This is a genomic window from Actinokineospora auranticolor, assembly GCF_002934265.1.
GTDB classification, from domain to species: Bacteria; Actinomycetota; Actinomycetes; order Mycobacteriales; family Pseudonocardiaceae; genus Actinokineospora; species Actinokineospora auranticolor.
In genome coordinates, this window is the sequence record NZ_PTIX01000004.1 from 165,256 (window position 1) to 181,891 (window position 16,636).

The window sequence follows — 16,636 nt, forward strand, 5'->3', positions numbered from 1 at the left end:
GAGGATGGTCGGGCATCTGCTGGGCGGATGCGCGGCACCTTGCCGGTGACTGCACACAACTGCATGATGAACGCGTCAAACGTGCATGAATGAGCAGAGGAGCGGTCATGTCCTTCGTCGAGAGCGAGATCGCGAGCCAGCCGGACTGCTGGGCCCGCGCCGTGGACCTCGACCTGCGCGTGACCCAGCCGGGGGAACGCGTCGCCGTGGTGGGCTGCGGCACCTCGTGGTTCATGGGCATGGCCTACGCCGCGCTGCGCGAGGCCGCCGGGCACGGCGCCACGGACGCGTTCCCCGCGTCGGAGGCGCTGCTCGGCCGCGACTACGACCACGTCGTCGCGATCACCCGCTCCGGCACGACCACCGAGGTCATCGACCTGCTGCGCGACACGAAGACGCCCAGCACCGTGCTCACCGCCGTGCCCGGGTCGCCCGCCACCGGGTTCGCCGACCGGACCATCGCGCTCGACTTCGCCGACGAGCGCTCCGTCGTGCAGACCCGCTTCGCCACCACCGCGCTCGCCGCGCTGCGGGTGTCCCTCGGGGAGCGGCTGGACGGCGCGATCGCCGACGTGCGCGCCGTCCTCGCCGACGAGAACCCACCGGAGGGCGGCCAGTTCACCTTCCTCGGTCGGGGGTGGACCGTGGGGCTGGCGCACGAGGCCGCGCTCAAGCTGCGCGAGGCCGCGGGCGCGTGGACCGAGTCCTACCCGGCCATGGAGTACCGGCACGGGCCGATCAGCGTCGCCGAGCCCGGTCGCGTGACCTGGGTGTTCGGCCCGACGCCTGCCGGGCTCGCCGCCGACGTGGCCGCGACCGGCGCGACCCTCGTCGAGAGCGGACACCGGGACCCCATGGCGCACCTGGCGTTAGCCCAGCGCGTGGCCGTCGCGGCCGCCCGCCGCGGCGGGCTCGACCCGGACCGGCCCCGCAACCTGACCCGCTCGGTCATCCTCCCGGGCGCCTGACGTGCCTCTGGTCCCCACCACCGACATCCTCACCGCGGCCGCCGCGCGCGGCCGCGGTGTCGGCGCGTTCAACGTCGTGCAGCTCGAGCACGCGCACGCCATCGTCGAGGGCGCCGAGCGCGCGGGCGCGGCCGTCGTGCTGCAGATCAGCGAGAACTGCGTGCGCTACCACGGTTCCCTGCGCCCGCTGGCGGTCGCGACCCTGGCGGTGGCCGCCGCGGCGGGCGTGCCGGTCGCGGTGCACCTCGACCACGTCGAGTCCGCGGACCTGGTCCGCGAGGGCGTCGACCTCGGCGTCGGCTCGGTCATGTTCGACGCGTCCCGGCTGCCGTACGCGGACAACGTCGCGGCCACCCGGGACGTGGTGCTGGCCTGCCACGCGGCGGGGGTGGGCGTCGAGGCGGAGCTGGGCGAGATCGGTGGCAAGGACGGCGCGCACGCGCCCTGGGTGCGCACCGACCCGGCCGAGGCGGCCGAGTTCGCCGCCGCGACCGGGGTGGACGCGCTCGCGGTCGCCGTCGGCTCGTCGCACGCCATGCTCAGCCGCGACGCGGAGCTGGACCTGGACCTGGTGCGCGCGCTGCGCGCGGCCGTCGTCGTCCCGCTCGTGCTGCACGGCTCCTCCGGCGTGCCCGACGCGGACCTGACCGCGGCCGTGCGCGCGGGAATGACCAAGGTGAACGTCGCCACCCGGCTGAACGCGGTGTTCACCGCCCGGGTGCGCGCCGCGCTCGCCACCGAAGAGTCCCTGGTGGACACCAGGAAGTACCTCGGCCCGGCCCGCACCGCGGTCGCCGCAGAGGTCGCCACGCTGCTGGGTGTGCTGCACGCGCTCCCGGCCGAGATGATCGGGACACCGGCATGATCCTCACCGTCACCGCCAACCCCGCGCTGGACGTCAGCTACCGCGTCGACGAGCTGCGCCCCGGCCAGACCCACCGCATCCGCGCCGTGCACGAACGGGCGGGCGGCAAGGGCTTCAACGTCAGCCGGGTCCTGTACGACCAGGGCGTGCCGACCCTGGCGCTGGGCCCGGTCGGCGGCATCCTCGGCGACTCGCTGCGCGCGGACCTGGTGGACTCGGGCGTCCCGCACGACCTGCTGCCCGTGGCGGCGGCCACCCGCATGACGATCGCCGTCGTGGCGACCGAGGCCACCATGTTCAACGAGCCCGGCGGCCCCCTCTCCACCGCCGACTGGCTGCGGCTGGCAGGCCTGGTCGGCGAGTACCTGCCGACGACGGATGTGCTGGTGTGCTCGGGAAGCCTGCCGCTGGACGCCCCGGACGAGACCTACGCGGACCTGGTCGGGCTGGCCCGCGAGGCGGGGGTCCCGACGGTCGTCGACGCGGGCGGCCCCGTCCTGCGGGCGGCGGCCGAAGCGGGCGCGGCCGTCCTCAAGCCCAACGCGGAGGAACTGGCGGCCGCCGTCGGCTTCGACGACCCCCTCCGCGGCGCGCGACTGCTGAAGGAAGCGGGCGCGGGCGCGGTCCTGGTCTCCCTCGGCGCCGACGGCACCCTCCTGGTCACGGACGAAGGCGAGTGGCGCGCGGCCCCGCCGTACCCGATCGCGGGCAACCCCACCGGCGCGGGCGACGCCGCCGTCGCCGCCCTCGCCGACGGCCTCCGCCGCGGCCTCCCCTGGCCCGACCGCCTGGCGCTGGCCGTGACCTGGTCCGCCGCCGCCGTGGCCGCCCCCCTGGCCGGGATGATGGACGCCGACACCCTGGCGGAGATCGAGGGCAAGGTCGCCGTAGTCCCCCTCTGACCCACACCCCACCGCGAGTTGTCCACAGGCATGATCGCTACCACCCGGTACCGTCGGTGCGCGCCGGTAGAATTAATTCCGGGGGCCGGGGGCATCTCCACCGACCATTCCGCATTTCCAGCCCATTTCGTCCTCATGGCGCAGCGCCGATCAGCCACCGTCCTGCGATCATGTCCCGAGGTGGCACGCGGGCGGCAATCGCGCGAACACGCGGAGTACCGCGCCAACCGCGAAGCCGCAGTTGCCTACGATGAAGGCCGGGACGAAGGCCGGGAGGTGGCGCCGTGGCGGAACCGGAAGGCGAGGAGCCGGATTACCGGTTCACCCTCGCCAATGAACGCACTTTCCTCGCCTGGGTGCGCACCGCCCTGGCATTGGTCGCCGGTGGTGTCGCCGTCTGGCAATACCTGCCCGATCTCGGCGTCCCCGCGCTCCGCGGCGGGATCGGTATCGCGCTGGTCGTCCTCGGCACCGTCCTCGCCGGACTGAGCCACCACCGCTGGCGGGCCACCCAACGCGCCATCCGCAGGTCGGAGCCGCTGCCCACCGGGATCGGCGTGCCGCTGCTCGCCGCCGGGGTCACCGCCGTCGCGCTGGGGGTGCTGGTGCTGGTGGTCGTCGGCCGGTGAGCGGACTCCAAGCCGAGCGCACCCGCCTCGCCTGGTCGCGGACCGGGTTGTCGGCGGCGGCGGTCGGCGCGCTGCTGCTGCACGGCGCCGAGGCCCCGGTCGACGTGGTGTGCGGACTGGTCGTGCTGCTGTGCGCGGTCGGAATGGTCCTCTGTGGAGAGGTCCGGTTCCGGGCGGGACCGTCCACCCTGCCCGCCTGGGTCGGCCTGTTCGCGATCACCCCGGGCGCGGCCGCCGTCGCGGCGCTGCTGGTCCGGTAGAGACCCGGGGCCGGCGCGGCACCACCGGCCCCGGGCACGCACTCGTCTCGGTCCCGCCCCGTCGAAGGAGGGTGCCGACGGGCCTCGATGCGGGGTCCGTGAGCCTGGTGCCCAGGCAGTATCGGGGCGCACCACCCCGGTGGTCCAGTCCCTACCGATCGGTAATCGAACGCACCGCCCGGAATCTACCCAGCGTGTCCGTCACCCGGTACGGCCTCACTCGATGGTGGAACAGTCCGCACGTGCCGGGTGCGCCGAAAGCAAATGTGCGTAACGTGACACCAGGCGGGGAAATCGCAGGTCAACGCGCTGTCACGGACAGAGCCTCCAGACTGGGACGGGGGAGCGACATGGACGGTGTGGCTTACCAGCGCGCTCTCGGGCGCGAATTGCAGCAACTGCGCATGCGGCGCCGGTGGACCCGCGCGCAGCTCGTGCAGCGGCTGCCCAACGAGCTGTCCGCGCAGGCGCTGGCGTCCTACGAGACCGGCACGCGGTCGTGCACCGTGGTCCGGTTCGTGCAGCTGTGCACCGCGCTGGAGGCGTCCCCGCACGACCTGCTGGAGCGCGTGCACGACCAGGTCAGCCACGAGGAGTACCCGGCCTCGCTCAAGGTCGACCTCGTCGAGCTGGCCGACGACGAGCGCCCCGAGCTGGCCCCGGCCCGCCGCTGGGCGGCCACCGAGGTGGCCCGGCACGCCCCCGGCACCCGCGACCTGGACCTGGCCGCCCTCGAGTCGCTCGCCGCTCTGTGTGGACTGTCCACCGTCGAGCTGGTCCGCATGCTGCGCTCCGGCCCGAACGCCGACGAGCCGACCGCCGATGAGCCGGAAAACCACGGCTGATCCATTTCCCGAGCGCAATTCCGCCGGTTGGCCGAATTGTCACACCTGCCACACCGGTCCCGAATAGCACGAAAACGGACCTGGACGGCGTACGGGGCAGTGGTGACTGATCCGCCACGCTGAGTTCGCTGTGGACAGTCCGCTATTCGGTCGAGGTGGTAATTTTCCGGCGCCATTGTGTCCTCCAGCGACCGGCGCCTCACCCGTTGTTTCGGAATCGAGTCAAGCGCGGTCGCGTCGTTCCCTGTGAGGACGATGGCAACCTCGCGGACCCTCCGGATTTTTCTCCCGTCCACTCGTGAACCAGACGATTCGACCACGTCGGGGTTGGTACCACTTGGGGATGGGAGAAACCCGATGGCTGTCGCCCGCTTTCAGATCTACAGATCCGCCGACGCGGGAGTGACGTGGCGATTCCTGTCTGCGAACAACCGCAGCCTGGGACAGGCCGCCAGGTTGTTCGTCGACGCCGAGGCCTGCGCCCGCGCGCTGGTCGAACTCCGCGCCCGCGTCGCGGACGCCTCCGCCACCACCGCTCGGGAGACCACCTCCCAGCTCTGGTCGTGGCGGGTCCGGCTGGAGGGCGCCGACCTGGCCGTGTCCAGCCGCCGCTACCACCGCCGCGTCCAGGCCCAGTACGCCTGCCGCTCCTTCCTCGGTCTCGTGGCCGACGCCGCGCTCGCCGACCTGCCGAGGGCGGTGCGCTTCTGATGGCCCGCCGCACCGTCCACTCCGCACACGCCGACCGCGAACCCGGTTCGCGTTCGTCCGTTGTTCACGGTCGCATCGGAACCCGGCAAGCTGCGCGGGTTTGGCTCACCGGGTTCACCGAACACCAGACCCGGAGCGGCCGAAGATGACCACACTCGAAGCGCGCAGGCGCCCGACCCTGTCCGGCGGGATCGACGGGGTCTTCCGCATCGCCTTGCGCACGGCGGGTTTCCTCGTCCTCGGTCTCATGGTGACGGTGGGCGGGTTCCTGCTCTTCCGCGGCCTCACCGCGTTCGCCGCGGCGGGACCGGCCTTCCTCACCACCCAGACCTGGGAGCCCGACTCCCGCAACTTCGGCATCGCCGCGGTGCTGGTCGGCACGCTGCTCATCGCCTCGGTCGCGCTGGTGGTGGCCTTCCCGATCGCGCTGGGCATGGCGCTCTACATCTCCGAGTACGCCCCCCGCTGGTTCAAGCGGTTCCTCACCTCCGCGATCGACCTGATGGCCGCGGTGCCCAGCGTCGTCTACGGGCTCTTCGGCGCCACGATGCTGCAGTGGAACGGGCTCGACGTCCCGCGCTGGCTGTCCATCCAGTTCGGCTGGATCCCGTTCCTCGACGTGCCGGAGGCCGACCCGGACAACCCGCTGTCGCCGCTGAACGTCTACACCGCCTCCTCCTTCTGGGCGGGCCTGGTGGTCGGCTTCATGATCATGCCGTTCATCTGCTCGGTGATGCGCGAGTCGTTCACCCAGGCACCGCCCGGCGAGCGCGAGGGCGCCTACGCGCTCGGGTCCACCCGCTGGGGCATGATCCGCAGCGTGGTGCTGCCCTTCGGGCGCAGCGGCATGATCGGCGGCACCATGCTCGGCCTCGGCCGCGCGCTCGGCGAGACCATCGCCGTCGCGATGATCATCTCGCCGATCTTCGTGATCCAGCCGCACATCCTCGGCGCGGGCGCCAACTCGGTCTCCGCGCTCATCGCCCAGCAGTGGGGCGCGGCCAGCCCCTTCGGGCTCAGCGCGCTGATGGCCGCGGGCCTGGCGCTGTTCACCCTGACGCTGATCGTCAACTTCGCCGCCTCCGCGGTGATCGCGCGCAGCCGCTCCGGTCAAGGGAGCGATGCCTGATGTCCACGATGGAGCAGGGTGCGGTGGGACAGGAAGTCACGCAGCCGGTAGCGGCGCTGCCGGGGAGCACGCAGCCGGTGGCCGTCCGGCAGGAAACCGTCGCGACGGTCACCGTGCCGGTGCCGCACCAGACCGAGCAGCAACGGCCCAGGGGCCCGGAGGCGCGCCGCGACACGCGGTCGTTGCGGCCCGCCGACGTCGTCACCGTCATCGGCGCGCTGTGCGCGGCGGCGGCGATGACCGGGCTGCTGTTCGACCAGATCGCCCCGTTCTCCGGCGTGGTCGGCTTCGTCGCCATCGCCTTCCCCTTGTTCCTGGCCGTCTACGCGCTGCTGGTGTCGCTGGAGAACGACGCGCTCGCCATCCGCGACAAGCTGGTCTCCGCGCTGCTGCACGGCATCATGGTGATGACCATCGGCGCGCTCTTCTGGATCATCCTGTACCCGGTCCTCAAGGGCTGGGGCGTGATCTGGAACGGCAACTTCTACACCGAGGACATGTCCAACGCGGGCACCCTGGACCCGTTGGAGCTCGGCGGGATCCTGCACGCGATGGTCGGCACGCTCGAGCAGATCACCATCGCGCTGGTCATCACCGTGCCGCTTGGCCTGACCACCGCGGTGTTCCTCAACGAGACCCGCGGCGTGTTCACCCGGGTGGTGCGGACCGTGGTCGAGGCGATGACCGCGCTGCCCTCGATCATCGCGGGCCTGTTCGTCTACGCCTCGCTGATCCTGCTGCTCGGCTTCACCCGGTCCGGCTTCGCCGCGGCCTGCGCGATCAGCATCATGATGCTGCCCATCATGATCCGGGCCGCGGACGTGGTGATCCGCCTGGTGCCCAGCTCGCTGCGCGAGGCGTCGCTGGCCATGGGCGCCGGGCAGCTGCGCACCGCGTGGCACGTGGTGCTGCCGACCGCCCGCTCCGGCCTGACCACCAGCGTGCTGCTGGCCACCGCGCGCGGTGTGGGGGAGACCTCGCCGGTGCTCATCGCCGCCGGGTTCACCCCGTACCTGAACTTCGACCCGTTCAACGACGCGCAGGTCTCGCTGCCCCTGGCCACCTACCAGATGGTGTCCTCGTCCGAGGACACCATGAAGACCCGCGCCTTCGGCGCCGCCGTCGTGCTGCTGGTGCTGGTGCTGGTGCTGTTCGTGCTCGCCCGGCTGCTCGGCGGCCGCGAGGCGGGCAACCTCTCCGCCGGTCAGCTGCGCCGCCGCAAGCGCGCGTCGGCGCACGACCGCGAACGCTTCATCGAGGCGGCCACCCGCCGCGCCGCCCGCCCGCAGCCCACGCCGCCGCCGTGGTCGCCGCCCCAGCAGCCCCAAGGAGAGTCAGCATGACCCGCCAGGTACGCGTCAGGAGCCGGGTGCTCGCCCTGCTCTCGGCGCTCACCGTGCTCGTCACCGTGACGGTCGGGTTCGCCCCGGCCGCCGCGGCCCAGGGCTACGTCGCCATCAGCGGTGCCGGGTCGACGTGGAGCTTCAACGCCATCGACCAGTGGCGCAAGAACGTGCAGCAGTTCGGCATGCGGGTCAACTTCTCCGGCACCGGCTCCACCGACGGCCGCAACCAGTTCAAGGCGGGCCAGATCGACTTCGCCGTCTCGGAGATCCCCTACGGGCTCACCGACGGCGGCGTGAAGGACTACCCGCCCGCCGACGGCAACTTCGCCTACATGCCGATCGTGGCCGGTGGCACGTCGCTGATGTACAACCTCAAGATCGGCGGCAAGCGGGTGACGAACCTGCGGCTCTCCGGCGAGGTGGTCACCAAGATCTTCACCCGCCGGATCACCATGTGGAACGACCCGGCGATCCACGCCGACAACCCGTCGCTGACGCTGCCCGCCCGGCAGATCATCCCGGTGGTGCGCTCGGACGGCTCCGGCTCGACCGCGCAGTTCACCGCGTGGATGGCCGCCCAGCACGGCGCCATCTGGGACGACTTCTGCCGCGAGGCCAAGCGAGCCACCCCGTGCGGGTTCACCTCGAACTACCCGTCGCTCAAGGGGATCATCGCCCAGGACAAGTCGATCGGCGTCGCGAACTACGTCCGGCAGAACCAGAGCGAGGGCGCGATCACCTACGTCGAGTACTCCTACGCGAAGAACGCGGGCTTCCCGGTGGCGAAGCTGCTCAACGCGAAGGGCTACTACGTCGGGCCGACCGCGCAGGCGGTGGCGGTGGCGCTGCTGCGGGCCCGGATCAACGACGACCTGACCCAGGACCTCACCCAGGTCTACACCGACCAGGACGCCCGCACGTACCCGATGTCCAGCTACAGCTACATGATCATGCCGACGGCGGTGAACCAGAAGTTCAACGACCAGAAGGGCCGCACGCTCTCGGACTTCGCCTACTACTTCCTGTGCGAGGGCCAGCAGTCCGCGGACCGGCTCGGCTTCTCCCCGCTGCCGATCAACCTGGTGCAGGCCGGGCTCCGGCAGGTCGCCCGGATCCCCGGGTCGACCAGGCAGACGCCGGACCTGTCCCGCTGCAACAACCCGACCTTCTCCACCGACGGCACCAACACCCTCGCCAAGACCGCGCCGCAGCCCCCGGAGTGCGACCGCAAGGGCGCGACAGCGCAGTGCGACGACGCGGGCAAGCCCGCGACCAACACCGGCGGGAGCGGCGGCAGCAGTGGGGGCGGCTCCAAGACCGGCGGCTCCGGTGGGACCGGTGGGTCCTCGGGCGGTGGCACCTCCACCGGCGGCACCGGTGCGGGTGGTGACGGCGCCGCGGGCGGTGGCGGCGCGGCGGGCGGCACCGGTGACGGCGCGGCAGGCGGTGATGGCGCGGCCGGTGGCGGCGACGGCGCGGGCGGAGGTGACGGCGCCGAGGGCGGCGACGGTGGCGACGGCGGTTCGTCGGGCAACACCGCGACGGCCCAGCCGGTGTCGGTCGACCTGCCCCAGCGGGACGGCACGCTGCTGGTCATCGCGGCGGCCGTGCTGATGGTCGCCCTGGTCGCCGGACCACCGCTGGTGGCGCGGCTGATGCGCCGGACCGGGGGCCGGTCGTGAACCGCCGACCCCGCGGCACCGAGCGGCTGGGCCGCCTGGTGCTCGCCGTGCTGATGATCGTCGCCGGGGTGGCCGTCGCGCTGCCCGCCAGCTCGGTCGCGGAGGGGCCCGCCTCGACCCCCTCCGCCGTCACCGTGCGCGGCACGGGCAAGTTCGCCTCGCTGGCGTTCACCGCGTCCCAGACCCGGGACCTGATCAACCAGACGGTCCACCTGTCGTGGACCGGCGCCGCGCCGACCGACGCCAACCGCGGCTACAACTACCTGCAGATCATGCAGTGCTGGGGCGACGACCCGACCGGCCCGCGGCGCGAGCAGTGCCAGTACGGCGTGCCGCAGGGCTCCTACGACTCGTCGGCCATGTTCTCCCGCGGGCTGATCTACAGCGACCTGCTCAAGGACCCGCTGGAGACCCAGCCGCAGCAGACCGAGAAGCCCGGCATGGGCACCTACGTGCCGTTCACCCCGGCCAGCCCCACCGACCCGGCCACCAAGCCGTGGGAACCGGGCTACGGCCTGTACTTCGACGCCTCCTCCACCAACGAGGTGCAGCAGGCGGTCACCCGCGAGGACGGCACCGGCGAGATCGACTTCGAGGTGCAGACCATGCTGGAGGCCTCCGGCCTGGAGTGCGGCCGGGTCCGCACCACCGGGGCCGACACCGGCAAGCCGCGGCACTGCTGGCTCGTCGTCGTGCCGCGCGGGGACACCGAGGTCAACGGCGCCAAGGTCGGCACGCCCGGTGCGGGCGGCCACTACCACAACTACCTCGACACCTCCCCGCTCAGCGCGACCAACTGGGCCAACCGCATGGTGGTCCGGCTGGACTTCCTGCCGGTCGGCGAGTCGTGCGCGATCGGCCGGGCCGAGCGCCCGCTCAACGGCCACGAGTTCATCGCCGACGCCGTGCAGCGCTGGCAGCCCGCCCTGTGCGCGGGCAACGGGCCGGTGTTCGGGTTCGTGCAGATGGGCGACCGGGCGGCGCGCGCGCAGCTGGCCTCCGGCGAGCCCGGCATGGTGTTCCTGTCCAAACCGGCCACCGAGCAGCCCGCGACCGAACCCGCGGTCTACGCGCCGGTGGGGATCTCGGCCTACACCATCGCCTTCGTGATGGAGAAGCAGCCGTCGATCGCGGCCCCGCCCGACGACTACAAGAACAGCGGGCAGCTCATCCGCGAGCTCAACCTCACCCCCCGGCTGGTCGCCAAGCTGCTCACCCAGTCCTATTCGGACGCGGTGCCCGGTGCCCAGGAGTACCTTGCGGGCAACCCGGTCCGGCTGGTGCGGGACAAGGAGTTCCTCCAGCTCAACCCCGAGTTCGACGTCAACGGGTTCAGCATGCTGACCATCGACGCGCTGGCCTCGTCGGTCGACTCCGACGCCACCGCGGACCTGTGGGCGTGGATCGGCGCCGATCCCGAGGCCCGCGACTTCCTCAACGGCAAGCCGGACCCGTGGGGTATGAAGGTAAACAAGAACTACCTCAACCTCGAACTGCCGCTGGAGAACTTCCCCAAGGCCGACACGACCTGCATCGACGTCAAGTTCGGTGACCTGGTCGCGCCGATCTGCGCCACCACCCGGCACCCGCTGGTCGCCGACATGCACGAGGCGGGCCGCTCGGCCAACCGCGGCGACAGCATGGGCCGCGAGCCCAACGGCCAGCGCGACCCGCTCGACCTCACCCGCCCCGCGTTCGGCCGGATCGGCAGGCAGCCGATCGGTCGGCGCGCGATGCTGGCCGTGGTCGACAAGGCGACCGCGGACCGCTACGGCCTGTTCACCGCGAAGCTGCGCAACGCCTCGGGCAAGTTCGTCGCGCCGAGCGCGGAGAACATCCTGGCCGGTGTCGCCGAGATGACGCCGACCAAGACCGACGGCGTCAAGGGCGTCAACGTCACCCCCAAGGCCGCCAACGCCTACCCGCTGCCCATGGTCACCTACGCGGTCACCGCGCCCGCCGCTATCACCGCCGACGCGGGCAAGGACTACGCGACGCTGCTGCGCTTCGTCACCGGTAAGGGGCAGACCCCCGGTGAGGGCACCGGGCAGCTGCCCTCCGGTTACGTCCCGCTGCCGCAGGCTATGCGCGAGCAGGCGCTGGCCACCGCGACCACCGTCGAGAAGACCGCGGGCAAGAAGATCACCGTCCCCACCGAGGGCGTCGACCCGGACCCGGCCCCCGACGCGGGCGATGGTGGCGGCACGGACTCCGGTGCCGGTGGTGGTGACGGTGGCGACTCGGGCACCGGCGGCGGCGGTACCGGGACCGGCGGACAGGGGGGCGGCGACACCGCCCCCGCGGCGGGCCAGACCCCGCAGACCGCGGCGCCCCCCGCGGCCGAGAAGCCCACCGACGACACCAGCAAGCCCGTCGCGGACACCAGGACCACCCCGGCCAGCCCGGTCGGCTGGTTCCTCAAGTACCTGCTGGTGCTGCTGCTGGTCGCGGGTGGACTGGCCGCGGGCGGCGGGCCGGTGCTGAGCATTCTCGGCAGCAGGCGGCGCAAACCGTGAGCGGGCCGGACCTGAGTCCACAAGGGACTGTCCATTGCAAACTTCTTGTTGGCCGCCCGGACACCAGTACGAGCCGGGAACGCAAACTTCGCCGCGATACCCACGATGGACCGGGAAGTCCGGGCCGCGCACGGCGGAGGAGGGGGTGATGCGCCGACCGGCCTGTGCGGGGAGTTAGCCGCTCCCGACACAGACCAGCCGGACACCTTGCGTGAGCAACCCGGTGCGGAACCACCGGGAACGTGCTCGGACACCAGTCCGCGCACCACTTGCGGAGAAAAGGATACATGTAGTGCGCAAGAAGCAGCGTTTGATCTTCGTGGCCGCCGCCGCGATCACCGCCCTCGGGCTCGCCGCCAACGCCGCCCAGGCGGACCCGGCGGGTGCCCCCACCTACCGCGAGCTGGTGGGTGTCGGCTCCGACACCACCCAGACCGTGCTCAACGGCCTCGCCGACGCCGTGACCGTCAACGGCGTCAAGGTGCTGGGCTCCTACGACGCCCGCGGCACCGCGCAGATCACCACCAAGGACGCGGCCACCAACCCGGCCTGCACCATCGCCCGCCCGGAGAACTCCGGCGGCGGCGTGACCGCGCTGAAGAACGACGTCGCCGCGGGCACCGGCTGCGTGCAGTTCGCCCGCTCCTCGTCGAACTCGGCCGCGGCCAACCCCGACCTGAAGTTCATCCCGTTCGCGGTCGACGCCCTGACCTACGCGGTCCGCAGCGACAGCACCGTGCCGAAGAAGCTCACCAAGGCGCAGCTGACCTCGATCTACACCTGCGCCAACACCACCTTCAAGCCGCTGGCGCCGCAGTTCGGCTCCGGCACCCGCAGCTTCTTCATCCGCTCCATCATGCCCACCGGCACCACCGACTCGGCCACGCTGTTCGGCCCCGGCGGCACCTACCCGTGCGTCACCGACAAGGACGCCACCGGTGAGGGCATCCAGGAGCACGTCGGCACCTACCTGACCGACACCAAGCACCTGCTGCCGTACTCGATCGCCGTGTACAACTCGCAGGTCTACGGCAACGCCCCGGCCGCGCAGGGCAAGGCCGTGCTGGGCACCATCGACAACGTCCAGCCGACCAACCTGAACACCACCTCGGTGCTCAAGCGCGACGTCTACAACGTCATCCCGGCGAACAAGGTCACCGTGGCCCCGTACAGCACCGTCTTCGTCGGCGGCGACTCGCTGATCTGCGCCCGCCAGGACGTCATCACCCGCTACGGCTTCGGCGTCGCGCCCAACTGCGGTCAGCCCGTCTCCTGAGCGCCTACACCCCCTTCTCCCCTTCCTGAAAGGTTTGCACAACCGTGCGAAACACCATCGCTCGTAGGCTCGTCGGCGGCGCAGTCGTGTTCGCCGCCGCCACCGCGGCCACCCTCGGCGCCGTCGGCGTCGCGTCCGCCGACAACCCCGTCGGCAACCTCGGCACCGTGACCGGCAACAAGCTGACCGGTCTCGACACCGACGCCCCCACCTGGACCACCGCCGCGGGCTGCTCCCCCGACTCCGACGGCTACAACCTCTACATCCACGGTCCGGGCGGCTTCAACGGCGGCCTCGTCGCCACCCCCGTCACGGACGTGGGCTTCTCCACCGCCGCAGGCTTCGGCGTCGTGCAGGGCCAGACCTTCAAGGACATCGCGCTCGACAACAGCACCACGATCGTGCCGGGCAAGTACACGATCAAGGTCAACTGCGTCGACCAGTTCGCGGCGGAGACCAAGGGCTCCTTCACCCGCGACATCTACTTCACCTCGGCCACCGCGTGGCAGAGCAACAACCCGGCCGACCCGGTGCCGACCACGACCGCGCTGTCGGTCGCCCCGGCCTCCCCGGTCACCCAGGGCGCCAACGTCACCCTGACCGCCACCGTGTCCCCGGCCTCCGCCACCGGCACCGTGCAGTTCAAGGACGGCGCGGGCAACCTCGGCTCCCCGGTGACCGTGGTCAACGGTGTCGCCACCTTGTCCACCACCGCGCTGGCGGCGGGCAACCGCTCGCTGACCGCGGCGTTCACCGGCTCGTCCGCCCTGGTCGGCAACTCGACCTCGGCTGCGGTCAACTACCAGGTCAACGCCCCGGTCGTGACCCAGACCAGCACCGCCCTCGCGGTCACCCCGAGCGGCTCGGTCCAGGCGTTCACCCCGGTCACCCTGAGCGCCACCGTGGCCCCGGCCTCGGCGGCGGGCACCGTCCAGTTCTACGACGGCGCCAACACCCTGGGCAACCCGGTCGCCGTCGCGGGCGGCTCGGCCACCCTGAACACCTCGACCCTCGCGGTCGGCGCGCACAACTTCACCGCGCGCTTCACCCCGGCCAACGCCGCGCTCTTCGCGCCCTCGGCCTCGGTCGCCGTCGCCCTGGACGTCACCCCGTTCGCGGGCGTGTCGGCCTCGGAGAACATCACCACCACCGTCGTCGCCGGTGAGCTGCTGATCAGCGTCGCGAACCAGAACGTGGTCCTGCCCTCCCCGGTCATGGCCGCCGACGGTTCGCTGCTGACCACCGCGGGCTCGCTGAACCCGATCAAGGTCGTCGACACCCGCGCGGGCAACCCGGGCTGGAACGTCTCCGGCCAGGTGTCCGACTTCTCCAACGGTGCCGCCAGCATCAACGGCGCGAACCTGGGCTGGACCCCCAAGCTGGTCGACAAGGCCGCGGTCCAGAACATCACCGTCGGCGCGCAGGTGAACCCGGCCAACGCCATCGCCCCGGGTGCCTCGGCCCCCGCGGGCCTCGGCCTGGCCTCCTCGCGGACCCTCGCCACCGCTTCCGCCCTGGGCGGCAACGGCACCGCGAACCTGTCCGCGGACCTGGCCCTGAACGTCCCCACCTCCACCGTGGCGGGCACCTACTCGGCGCTGCTGACCCTCACCGCCATCTGAGGCAGCACACCGGGAATTCGGCTGAATCCAGCTAGTTGACGCAGCCGGTGGGGCGGATCGGGCCAGGCCCCCGGTCCGCCCCACACCCCCGACCGACACGACGAAGGACCTCCCCATGACGCGGATCTGGCGCCTACCGGTGCTGTTGGGTCTGTTGACCGCCCTGGTGCTGGGTATCGCACCCGCGCCCGCCGCCGCGGCGCCCGCGACGTTCGGCGTGCGGCCCGCGACCGCGGCCGCGCCGGACAACCGCCCCAACTTCAGCTACAGCGCCACCCCGGGCGCGGTGATCGTCGACTACCTGGCCGTGGCCAACGTGTCCAACGACCCGTTGAAGCTCAAGCTCTACGCCAACGACGCCTTCAACACCCCCGACGGCGGGTTCGACCTGCTGGCGTCGGGGAACCGGTCGGTCGACGTCGGCTCGTGGGCCGCGCTGGAGACCGGCGACGTGGAGGTCCCCGGCCGCACCACCCGCATCGTGCCGTTCCGCGTGGTCATCCCGCAGAACGCCACCCCCGGCGACCACGTCGGCGGCATCGTGGCCGCGCTGGTGACCGAGGCGACCAACGCCGAGGGGCAGCGCGTGGCCGTCGAGCAGCGCGTCGGCGCCCGCATCTACCTCCGGGTGTCGGGCGAACTGCGGCCCCACCTGTCCATCGAGGACTTGACCGCCGACTACGTCGGCTCGTACTTCGGCACCGGTGAGACCGTCGTCGAGTACACCGTGCGCAACACCGGCAACGTGCGGCTGGGCGGCAAGCAGAAGGTCACCGTCGAGACCCCCTGGGGCTCCGGGACCGCCGCGCCGGACCTGAAGGACGTGCCGGAACTGCTGCCCGGCAACGCGCACCGCGTGCGCACCACCGTCCCGGGCGTGCTGCCCGCCGGTTGGCTGGACACCCTCGTGCACATCGACCCGGTCGCGCCGCCCGGACCGCAGCCCGCCGCCGAGGCGGTCGACGCGAGCGTCACGGTCGTCGCGGTGCCGTGGCTGGTGCTCTCCATCCTGCTGCTCGTGGTCGCGCTGACCGTGTTCCTGCTGTGGCGCAGGCGGAAGCGCCGCGCCACCGGCAAGTCCGCACCGGAACCGCTGCCGGAGGTCGAACGTGCTTCTGCGTAACCTCGCCGTGGTCGCCGCCGCCGCGGGCGCGCTCGCGATCACCCTGCCCGGCACGGCGTCGGCCGACCGCGTCGGCGGGTTGCTCATCACGCCGGGGGAGAGCGTCGACCAGGTCCCGGTGCGGCTCAAGACCGAGAAGGGCTGCCCGGCGGGCACCACCGGCTACTTCGCCACGATGACCGGGCACGGCCTCGACAACGTCGTCGTGGTGCCCGCCAGCGACGTGTCGATGTCGCTCACCGACGGGTTCGTGGTGCCGGTCGCCTACACCTTCCGCGACTACGCCCAGGACAACAAGACCACGCTCAGCGGGCGCTACCAGGTGGCCCTGCACTGCGTGGACGCCTTCACCCAGCAGGAGTTCGGCACCTTCACCGCCGAGGTCGACTTCCCGGAGCCCAGCCGGTACGCCGCCGTGGGTCCCGCCAAGGGGCCCGCGCGCAACACCGAGCCGATCATGCCGCCGGAGTTGGGCCTGGCGGAGCAGCCGGGGGTCGCGCCGCCCGTCGAGGGCGGCACCGGGGCGGGGCAGCCGCAGCCCGCGCGGCAACCGCCCGCTGGGCAGCCGTCGACACCGAACGACCCGTCCAATTCGTCCGATGTGGACACTTCGACGCAGGCCGCGCCGGAGTCCTCGTCGAAGCTCTTCTACTACGTGGCGGGCGGTGTGGCTGTTGTCGTGCTCGGCGCGGGGATCGCCGTGGCTCGCAGCCGGGGCACGAGAACCGAGTCCGACTCCGAGTGACGCGCTCGGACCTACTG

At 71.9% G+C, this 16,636-nt stretch carries 15 protein-coding genes; all 15 read left to right on the forward strand.

Features of this window, described 5'->3' with window-relative positions:
* Positions 1 to 107: 107 nt before the first annotated feature.
* The 15 genes from CLV40_RS09230 (at position 108) to CLV40_RS09300 (ending at position 16,619) form a co-directional block, all read left to right on the forward strand.
* Positions 108 to 968 carry an SIS domain-containing protein gene (locus CLV40_RS09230; RefSeq protein WP_104478441.1) on the forward strand — a complete coding sequence of 287 codons (861 nt, stop codon included), beginning with the start codon at positions 108 to 110 and terminating at the stop codon, positions 966 to 968.
* Position 969: 1 nt separating this feature from the next.
* A complete protein-coding gene (locus CLV40_RS09235) occupies positions 970 to 1,833 on the forward strand; it encodes a class II fructose-bisphosphate aldolase (RefSeq protein WP_104478442.1) in 864 nt (287 codons plus the stop codon).
* Positions 1,830 to 2,735 carry a 1-phosphofructokinase family hexose kinase gene (locus CLV40_RS09240; protein ID WP_104478443.1) on the forward strand — a complete coding sequence of 302 codons (906 nt, stop codon included), beginning with the start codon at positions 1,830 to 1,832 and terminating at the stop codon, positions 2,733 to 2,735. Before CLV40_RS09235 ends, CLV40_RS09240 begins: the two co-directional genes overlap by 4 nt.
* Before the next feature lie 284 nt (positions 2,736 to 3,019).
* On the forward strand, positions 3,020 to 3,364 hold the full coding sequence (locus CLV40_RS09245) for a YidH family protein (RefSeq protein WP_104478444.1): 345 nt from the start codon (positions 3,020 to 3,022) through the stop codon (positions 3,362 to 3,364).
* Positions 3,361 to 3,624: a DUF202 domain-containing protein gene (locus tag CLV40_RS09250; protein ID WP_104478445.1), complete on the forward strand. Its 264-nt coding sequence runs from the start codon at positions 3,361 to 3,363 to the stop codon at positions 3,622 to 3,624. The genes CLV40_RS09245 and CLV40_RS09250 overlap by 4 nt, the downstream gene beginning before the upstream one ends.
* Before the next feature lie 350 nt (positions 3,625 to 3,974).
* A complete protein-coding gene (locus CLV40_RS09255) occupies positions 3,975 to 4,469 on the forward strand; it encodes a helix-turn-helix domain-containing protein (protein WP_104478446.1) in 495 nt (164 codons plus the stop codon).
* 357 nt (positions 4,470 to 4,826) lie between these two features.
* Positions 4,827 to 5,180, forward strand: coding sequence for a hypothetical protein (locus CLV40_RS09260; protein WP_104478447.1), 354 nt, complete (start codon positions 4,827 to 4,829; stop codon positions 5,178 to 5,180).
* 145 nt (positions 5,181 to 5,325) lie between these two features.
* Positions 5,326 to 6,309: a phosphate ABC transporter permease subunit PstC gene (pstC, locus tag CLV40_RS09265; protein WP_104478448.1), complete on the forward strand. Its 984-nt coding sequence runs from the start codon at positions 5,326 to 5,328 to the stop codon at positions 6,307 to 6,309.
* Positions 6,309 to 7,652 carry a phosphate ABC transporter permease PstA gene (pstA, locus tag CLV40_RS09270; RefSeq protein WP_104478449.1) on the forward strand — a complete coding sequence of 448 codons (1,344 nt, stop codon included), beginning with the start codon at positions 6,309 to 6,311 and terminating at the stop codon, positions 7,650 to 7,652. The genes pstC and pstA overlap by 1 nt, the downstream gene beginning before the upstream one ends.
* On the forward strand, positions 7,649 to 9,337 hold the full coding sequence (locus CLV40_RS09275; protein WP_104478450.1) for a phosphate ABC transporter substrate-binding protein PstS: 1,689 nt from the start codon (positions 7,649 to 7,651) through the stop codon (positions 9,335 to 9,337). Before pstA ends, CLV40_RS09275 begins: the two co-directional genes overlap by 4 nt.
* Positions 9,334 to 11,853 (forward strand): hypothetical protein, encoded by a 2,520-nt coding sequence (locus tag CLV40_RS09280; protein ID WP_245931181.1) that lies wholly within the window; start codon positions 9,334 to 9,336, stop codon positions 11,851 to 11,853. The genes CLV40_RS09275 and CLV40_RS09280 overlap by 4 nt, the downstream gene beginning before the upstream one ends.
* Positions 11,854 to 12,145: 292 nt before the next feature.
* Positions 12,146 to 13,129: a substrate-binding domain-containing protein gene (locus CLV40_RS09285; protein WP_104478451.1), complete on the forward strand. Its 984-nt coding sequence runs from the start codon at positions 12,146 to 12,148 to the stop codon at positions 13,127 to 13,129.
* Between the two features lie 44 nt (positions 13,130 to 13,173).
* Positions 13,174 to 14,751: an Ig-like domain repeat protein gene (locus CLV40_RS40230; RefSeq protein ID WP_181043400.1), complete on the forward strand. Its 1,578-nt coding sequence runs from the start codon at positions 13,174 to 13,176 to the stop codon at positions 14,749 to 14,751.
* 115 nt (positions 14,752 to 14,866) lie between these two features.
* Positions 14,867 to 15,874: a WxL protein peptidoglycan domain-containing protein gene (locus CLV40_RS09295; RefSeq protein ID WP_104478453.1), complete on the forward strand. Its 1,008-nt coding sequence runs from the start codon at positions 14,867 to 14,869 to the stop codon at positions 15,872 to 15,874.
* Positions 15,861 to 16,619, forward strand: coding sequence for a hypothetical protein (locus CLV40_RS09300; RefSeq protein ID WP_146107975.1), 759 nt, complete (start codon positions 15,861 to 15,863; stop codon positions 16,617 to 16,619). Before CLV40_RS09295 ends, CLV40_RS09300 begins: the two co-directional genes overlap by 14 nt.
* Positions 16,620 to 16,636 lie beyond the last annotated feature (17 nt).

Bases quoted from the DNA above. Each gene is read 5' to 3' on its own strand.
- CLV40_RS09230 (WP_104478441.1), top strand. From the start codon at position 108: ATGTCCTTCGTCGAGAGCGAGATCGCGAGCCAGCCGGACTGCTGGGCC.
- CLV40_RS09240 (WP_104478443.1), top strand. From the start codon at position 1,830: ATGATCCTCACCGTCACCGCCAACCCCGCGCTGGACGTCAGCTACCGC.
- CLV40_RS09255 (WP_104478446.1), top strand. From the start codon at position 3,975: ATGGACGGTGTGGCTTACCAGCGCGCTCTCGGGCGCGAATTGCAGCAA.
- CLV40_RS09260 (WP_104478447.1), top strand. From the start codon at position 4,827: ATGGCTGTCGCCCGCTTTCAGATCTACAGATCCGCCGACGCGGGAGTG.
- pstC (WP_104478448.1), top strand. From the start codon at position 5,326: ATGACCACACTCGAAGCGCGCAGGCGCCCGACCCTGTCCGGCGGGATC.
- pstA (WP_104478449.1), top strand. From the start codon at position 6,309: ATGTCCACGATGGAGCAGGGTGCGGTGGGACAGGAAGTCACGCAGCCG.
- CLV40_RS09275 (WP_104478450.1), top strand. From the start codon at position 7,649: ATGACCCGCCAGGTACGCGTCAGGAGCCGGGTGCTCGCCCTGCTCTCG.
- CLV40_RS09295 (WP_104478453.1), top strand. From the start codon at position 14,867: ATGACGCGGATCTGGCGCCTACCGGTGCTGTTGGGTCTGTTGACCGCC.